8 protein-coding genes are annotated in these 6,743 nt (G+C 36.2%); 6 read left to right on the top strand and 2 right to left on the bottom strand.

Going from position 1 to position 6,743, the window contains the following annotated elements; all coding sequences use genetic code 11:
* Window positions 1–239 precede the first annotated feature (239 nt).
* Window positions 240–1,736 (top strand): C39 family peptidase, encoded by a 1,497-nt coding sequence (locus C3945_RS09835; protein ID WP_161879512.1) that lies wholly within the window; start codon window positions 240–242, stop codon window positions 1,734–1,736.
* Between the two features lie 253 nt (window positions 1,737–1,989).
* Window positions 1,990–2,580, top strand: coding sequence for an acetate uptake transporter (locus C3945_RS09830; RefSeq protein ID WP_237585540.1), 591 nt, complete (start codon window positions 1,990–1,992; stop codon window positions 2,578–2,580).
* Between the two features lie 98 nt (window positions 2,581–2,678).
* Here C3945_RS09830 and C3945_RS09825 read toward each other — a convergent pair whose 3' ends face one another.
* Entirely contained in the window at window positions 2,679–2,825 is a 147-nt protein-coding gene (locus tag C3945_RS09825; protein ID WP_161879511.1) for a hypothetical protein, read from the bottom strand.
* 11 nt (window positions 2,826–2,836) lie between these two features.
* Window positions 2,837–3,697 carry a helix-turn-helix domain-containing protein gene (locus C3945_RS09820; protein WP_161879510.1) on the bottom strand — a complete coding sequence of 287 codons (861 nt, stop codon included), beginning with the start codon at window positions 3,695–3,697 and terminating at the stop codon, window positions 2,837–2,839.
* Window positions 3,698–3,948: 251 nt separating this feature from the next.
* On the opposite strand from C3945_RS09820, the gene C3945_RS09815 reads away from it, so the two are divergent.
* The 4 genes from C3945_RS09815 (at window position 3,949) to C3945_RS09800 (ending at window position 6,689) form a co-directional block, all read left to right on the top strand.
* Complete coding sequence (locus C3945_RS09815; RefSeq protein ID WP_161879509.1) at window positions 3,949–4,536, top strand: hypothetical protein; 588 nt, start codon at window positions 3,949–3,951, stop codon at window positions 4,534–4,536.
* Between the two features lie 106 nt (window positions 4,537–4,642).
* On the top strand, window positions 4,643–5,380 hold the full coding sequence (locus tag C3945_RS09810; protein WP_161879508.1) for an alpha/beta hydrolase: 738 nt from the start codon (window positions 4,643–4,645) through the stop codon (window positions 5,378–5,380).
* 111 nt (window positions 5,381–5,491) lie between these two features.
* The gene (locus C3945_RS09805) at window positions 5,492–6,379 is read left to right on the top strand and encodes a DegV family protein (protein ID WP_202623343.1); all 888 of its coding nucleotides are present in this window, start codon (window positions 5,492–5,494) and stop codon (window positions 6,377–6,379) included.
* Window positions 6,380–6,401: 22 nt separating this feature from the next.
* Window positions 6,402–6,689 (top strand): DUF1294 domain-containing protein, encoded by a 288-nt coding sequence (locus C3945_RS09800; RefSeq protein WP_161879507.1) that lies wholly within the window; start codon window positions 6,402–6,404, stop codon window positions 6,687–6,689.
* Window positions 6,690–6,743: the final 54 nt, after the last annotated feature.

Here is a 6,743-nt window from a genome sequence, read left to right as displayed (position 1 = left end):
GGGTGAAGATGAAAAAGTAATTGTAAGCTGCCGTGAGGCAGTTTCACATGGTTTTAATTAAAAGTATGAATTATTCAGGTAGATTACTATGATGAGTAAAATTAAATATTACGAACACGAAAAAACTATTGCTAATTGTAACATAATCATGTCGTCGACTGACTACACAAAAGTAAAACATAGAAAATGGTTTGGGAATAGATAGTAATGAGGTTTTTACATAGAAAGGTGTCTGACTTATGATCAAACCAACTAATTACCGTAGTTACATGAAACTATTAGGCTTATTATGCGCATGTTTGATAACCTCGGGCTGCCATCAAGCGCCAACAGATACCCCATTGGCGACTGAACCTGAAACTGGTCAGGTAGAAAATAAACAAACGGACGAAGTCTTATCACCTAGTGAAAAAATAGTGCAAGACAATTTAATCTACTTAGAAAGTGAAGGCGTAACTATTGAAAAGAAAGAAGCGCTAGATGAGATGAATGGGGAAGATATGTTGGGCCTTTTGCCAGAAGCATATGAATCCATAATTGGTCCCATTGATAGCTCTTTCTATCATACTGATTCACCCTACAGTGAAGGGGTGAAGAAGATGACAATGCTAGAGGTTATCGACAACTATTATGTTATGCCGGAAAGTGAACTGGATATGCCGGTTAATTATGGTGCAGCCAGTTACTGGTTGATGACATTACAAGACGTTATTCAAGACCGACAAAAGCATAATCAAGCAGATGAAGCGACTCCGGGAGACTTGTTAAACAGGATAAATGTTACTCACTCATTATATCTATGGTCAGAAATTCAAGGAGATATCAATCGATATGAACTAGAAGAATTGGTAGAGGAAAAAGTCACAGTTAACCAACCCCTTACGAAATTAACTGCCGCGGAGATGATGGTACGGGCTTATGAAGATAATATTGCATCCCTTGAGCCTTCAGTTTATACAGAGTTAACAGACACAGATAACGTTTATACTCAAAAAGCAGTGGATACATTTTACTTTACAGAAGATGGGTTATTCCACCCAGAACAAACTGGACATAGAGACGATTGGGGTTTCATGTCAGCTATTAATTATGATGAACAAGTAAGAAGCAATCTAACATTGGATATGTTAAACATACCTTTTGGGGCAGCTATATCTGCCGTAACAGCTCTTGTGAAAACATATAAAGATGAGACCATTGACTTACCTGTCGAAACGATTGTTTATACTGAAAATTCAGATTTCTGGCATGTTTATCAATACGAAACAGGGGAATATGGGGATGTTAATTGTATGCCAGCCGTCGTTGAGATGGCTTTGCGTTTCCAAGGACAATCAAATCATCCGACTACTGAAGAATTAAGAAATGAATACCCTGAACACGGACAAGGTTGGACGGATGGGGTAGCGGAAACGGCCATGACTAAATATGGGGTACATTTCGAAGATTCATGGGACATTGATTCGGAAACCATGACAACGTATCTCGATAAAGGCGATTTACTTTATGTGATGTATTTCTTACCAGAAGAGATGTCAATTGGTCACGCGGTCTTAATAAAAGGCTACTGGCAAATAGGAAATCAAGTCAATTTTATTATAGCTGATCCGTCTATTAATGAACCGGGGCTATTCAGTAACATAGATGCCATCATTGAGGCAGAGAAAATGATGGAGGGAATGTCTAGCCATGTTCCTCGATATTTTATTATCAAAAATCAAGTGGAACAATTATAAAAAAGTTAAAACACGAGTGGGAGGTTGCCTTAAGCATGCAAACCACTCGTGTTTTTTCATATTTAGAGTGTATAGGGTAGAGACGAAAGCTGAGTTGACATAAGTAAGTGGTTAGTCACTTGAAATGGACACAATTGAATAACTATTCAAAAAGTGAAGCGTATTCATTATAAATATGTTTGACAGCGTATCACATAGGCCAGTATAATATTATATTGTGTTAAGAAAAGTAATGATGATGAGGAGAATAAAAGTGGAAAAAAATAAGACGGCTTTTTATAGTGAAATCACTGCCAATCCTGCACCTTTAGGATTAATGGGTTTCGGAATGACAACAGTACTACTTAATATTCATAATGCAGGCTTTTTCGAATTGGATGCTATGATTTTAGCAATGGGTATTTTCTTCGGAGGAATGGCACAAGTCATTGCAGGTATCATGGAATTCAAGAAAAACAATACATTTGGAACAACAGCGTTTACTTCATATGGCTTTTTCTGGTTAGCGCTTGTGGGATTAAATATTTTACCTATGATGGGATACGGTGAGGCTCCAAATTCACTATCCATGGCAGCCTTCTTATTCATGTGGGGTCTGTTTACATTATTTATGTTCATTGGCACACTTCGAATTAACGTGGCTTTGCAAGTTGTGTTTGGTACATTAACGTTATTATTCTTCTTATTAGCCATTGGGAACTTTACTGGTTCTGAATTAATCTTAATTATTGCTGGTTACGAAGGTATTATTTGTGGCTTGTCTGCTATTTATGCAGCGATGGCTCAAGTATTAAATGAAGTGTATGGCAAAACAGTTATGCCAATCGGACCTGTTACTAAATAACTAATATGAAGTGGCTGGTGTCTCAGAGACGAGGTGTCAGTCACTTTTTTATAAAAAATAAGCCCCTAAAACCAACTCACAGGTTTTAGGGGCTTATTTTAAACCAAGGTTGAATCAGTAATCGTTTCAGCGCGTATCTCGACTGGCGGGATTCGTGGGATAACAGACAACGTCGTAAACAATAAACCGGCAACTAATAGACTTGCGAACATAACAGAAAACAACTTCTTGGTTTTTCTCATCATACTTACCTCCTTCACTTCTTAAGTTGGTTACTAATTTCAGTTAATGCCAGCTGAGAAAAAGATGCAAACCTGTTATTACTTTGAAGCTTGAACAGGGTTAGTGACAATTCAAAATTGTATTTGGCTTCGCTCAAATTACCTAACTTATGAAATAAATGACCTTTAGTATGGTGAAAGTCACCTAATAGATACAACGAATTATGTTCAACAAGAAGGTCAATCCCCGATGATATATAAGAAAGTGCTTCTTTATTTTTTTCATCTTGTTCTAAAGCAAGAGCATAATTAAGCATGATTTTTGCACGGATTTGGAAGTTGACAGAGTCATTAATTTTCTTAACGCCTTTTTCATAAATCTCTATAGCTTGTTTGTAATCATTACGTTGATAATAAATAATCCCAATAGCATTGATGATTTCAATGGATAATTCATCAGATATTTTATCAAGAGGGATACTTTGGAATAAATCTAAACTTTGGTCATGCTTTTTGTACAATTGGTGTTGCAAAGATGCTTCTATCCACGTGAAAAATGCACTATCATCTACATCTCGTATGGATTCAATAGAGAATCTATGGTGATCAAGTAGCAACTCGATCGTTTCATAATCTCTTTTATATAGATACTTTCTTATCGCTTTTTTAACTTTGGTAATATCTGCTTCTCTTTTTGACTCTCTATCAACGTTACACAGTTCATCTCTTTCAAAAAGGAGACGATCTTCAATTTTATTAAGTATGGACTTTCTAGGAACGACATCACCGTTTTCAATTCGACTAATTAACGCTTGGGCACAGATGCCATCAGCAAGGTCTTTTTGAGTTAATCCCAAGTCTTTTCGTTTAGATTTTATTAATTCACCAAGTTCCAATGATATCTCTCCTCTCTTAAAGAAAGTATAAATCAATATCATTGAAAATTCAATATAATAAATAAACTCTTTATATTTTTTATATAATAACCGTTTATATTGTAATATTAAATGGGTCGTGCTACTATAATGAAAAGAACAATCTGTAACGTGTTTTATTACATAAAAATTAACAAACTCTTCATTGGGCGCTGTCATTATTATGAACGTAAGGTGGGTCACTATGAAAGTCTTTAAAAAAACGGGAATAGTTGTATCTCTTATTAGATATGACAGTGAGTGCTGAGGTCATTGTAAAAGGAAGGTATACAGCTGTTCCGGATACGGTTAATGGAATTGTGACTACTCGAACAGTTAATAACTCAGATAAAACGCAAAAATCATTATTGAATACCTATCGTTTTGAAATAGAAGAAATAATAAAAGGTAAGACCAGTGACAAAACCATTTATATTAATCATCATTATTCAGATACAGTTTATGTTTATGAAGAAGATGGATCAGGCAGAGTCGTGGGGACAGTAGAAGTCATCAATCCTTTGTTTGTAGAACCGAAAGAGGATCAAAGTGTAATAGTATTTTTAAGCTCGACTGCCTTAGAAAGAGAGTATGAAGGTGCAACAGAACCGTTTATTGTAGGAGTAAATGATAAAGACGAGTTAACCTTATATTCAAATGGGTTAAATGAAAAGAACACAAGCGAGACTTTTCAGACATATCGATTAAAAGAAGGCTATAGATTGTCTATCGAAATGCCAGACTTTAATTTTGAGGATACAGTAACTGGCAAATGCGTCAGTGATATTGTAACGATTATTAAGGCAAATCAATTGAATTAACGATTAAAATCAAACACTAGCTTTGCTCGTTCTGAGTGCTTAAAAAGCTAGTGTCTTTATTATAAACTAAAGTTGTAGACAGTAACATTTGGAAAGAAGTGTTTATATGACAGGATTAAAAAGGCATTGGAAAAAAGGTGTTATGAGTCTCATTGTGCTAATAGGTCTAACCATCATTGGCGGGTTGATATTCCTTAAAAAAAACACAAGTCAAGCAATGGATGAAGCACAAACATTAATCGATGAAGACGTTATCGTGCAAGAACACGATTTGTTAATAGTTGAGCCGGAGGGTGACAGTATTGGCAATCTGGTGTTTTATCAAGGAGGGTTAGTTGAACCTACTGCTTACCTTCCTTTGGCAGTCGGGTTAAGTGAAGAAGGCTGGAGAGTCTTTTTACCTAGTATGCCTCTCAATCTATCGATTTTAGGTACTGATCGTTTTGATAGTATCTATGAAACTTACCCATCAAATGAAGAGTGGTGGATTGGAGGGCATTCGCTCGGAGGAACAGGTTCTTTAATCTATGCTGATGAAAAGGGAAATCGATTAGCAGGAATAATGCTCTTAGCATCCTATCCTGGTGAATCAACAGACTTATCTCAGTCTCCTCTGCCAATTCTTTCTATAACAGGAACTCAAGATCGCGTTATAGATTCTAAACAGTATGAAGAGACAAAGAATTTACTTCCCGATCATACGCAATTTCTAGAAATTGAGGAAGGGAACCATTCTAGTTTTGGTTATTATGGTTTCCAAAGCGGAGATGGCGAAAGTTTCATCACTCGAGAAGAGCAACACCAGCAAGTGATAGAAGCGTTCTTGGAGATGACACAGGAATAAGATTAGAGAAAAGTAACAAAAAGATTGTATTAGCTGAACTTAAGCCATACAATAAGAAGGAATAAGCAATTTATTTTTGATGATATAATTTGATAGAAAGAAGTGAAAATAATGAAAGACTACACATTGACATGTAGTTCGACTGTTGATTTACCATTGAATCACCTCATTAAAAGAGAGATCCCTTATGTACCCTTCCATTTTATATTAGACGGTAGAGACTATTTAGACGACATGGGTCAGACCATTTCCAATGAGGATTTCTTTAAACGCATTTCAGCAGGCGCCATGCCCTCGACATCTCAAGTTAACGTGGGAGAGTTTCTTGATTTCTTTGAGCCTCTTTTAAAAGAAGGTCAAGACATTTTGCATATCGCTTTTTCATCTGGCCTATCTGGTACCTATCAGTCTGCGGTGTTAGCAAAAGAACAACTCAAGGAAGAGTATCCAGAACGTACGATTGAAGTGGTTGATTCTTTAGGTGCTTCTTCTGGTTATGGTTTATTAGTTGACTTAGCCGCCGATATGAAAGAAGGCGGAGCAAGCCTTTTAGACGTTCGAAACATGGTGGAAGATACAAAATTGAACATTCATCATTGGTTTTTCTCAACCGATCTGAGCCATTATAAACGGGGTGGACGTATTTCTGCTACTTCAGCATTTGTTGGAGGATTATTAAATGTTGCACCACTTATGAATATAAACACTGAAGGAAAGTTAATACCTCGCAAGAAAATTCGCGGGAAAAAACAAGTCATCAAAGAAATGGTGCAAATGATGGAAGAACATGCGAAAGATGGGACAAACTACACTGGAAAATGTTTCCTATCTCATTCAGCAGTTCCAGATGATGCGAGAAAAGTTGCTGATATCATTGAAGAACGATTCCCTCACTTAGACGGAAAAGTCATGATCAACAATGTCGGTACAGTAATCGGTGCTCACACAGGACCAGGAACAGTCGCCCTTTTTTTTGAAGGAGATAAACGAATAGATTAATTGTTATGACAGGAGACACCCAATGCCTCACGTATTCATTAATATAAAAAATTGTTTAGTACTTATTATTATTTTACTTAACACCATTGCCTATATTCTATTTTATATTGATAAGCAACGAGCGAGAAAAAACCAATACCGACTATCTGAAAAGAAATTATTTATGGCTAGCTTTGCATTAGGGGGAGTAGGGGCATGGATTGCCATGTGGCAGTTTAGGCATAAGACTAAACATAAACCGTTTGTTTATGGTATTCCCCTAGCAGCGTTTATTACTTTATCTGTAACCTTATTAATTTTATCTATTTAACTATAAAGACCAGCTCTGATTAGAGCTGGTCTTTATAGTATAAATGATAGCTAA

Origin of the sequence: Alkalibacterium sp. MB6 (genome assembly GCF_009935905.1) — a bacterium.
Lineage (GTDB): Bacteria > Bacillota > Bacilli > Lactobacillales > Carnobacteriaceae_A > Alkalibacterium.
Note: the sequence above shows the minus strand (reverse complement) of the source record. Positions and strands in the feature narration are given on the sequence as shown.

Bases quoted from the DNA above. Each gene is read 5' to 3' on its own strand.
- C3945_RS09835 (WP_161879512.1), top strand. From the start codon at position 240: ATGATCAAACCAACTAATTACCGTAGTTACATGAAACTATTAGGCTTA.
- C3945_RS09825 (WP_161879511.1), bottom strand. From the start codon at position 2,825: ATGATGAGAAAAACCAAGAAGTTGTTTTCTGTTATGTTCGCAAGTCTA.
- C3945_RS09810 (WP_161879508.1), top strand. From the start codon at position 4,643: ATGACAGGATTAAAAAGGCATTGGAAAAAAGGTGTTATGAGTCTCATT.
- C3945_RS09805 (WP_202623343.1), top strand. From the start codon at position 5,492: ATGAAAGACTACACATTGACATGTAGTTCGACTGTTGATTTACCATTG.
- C3945_RS09800 (WP_161879507.1), top strand. From the start codon at position 6,402: ATGCCTCACGTATTCATTAATATAAAAAATTGTTTAGTACTTATTATT.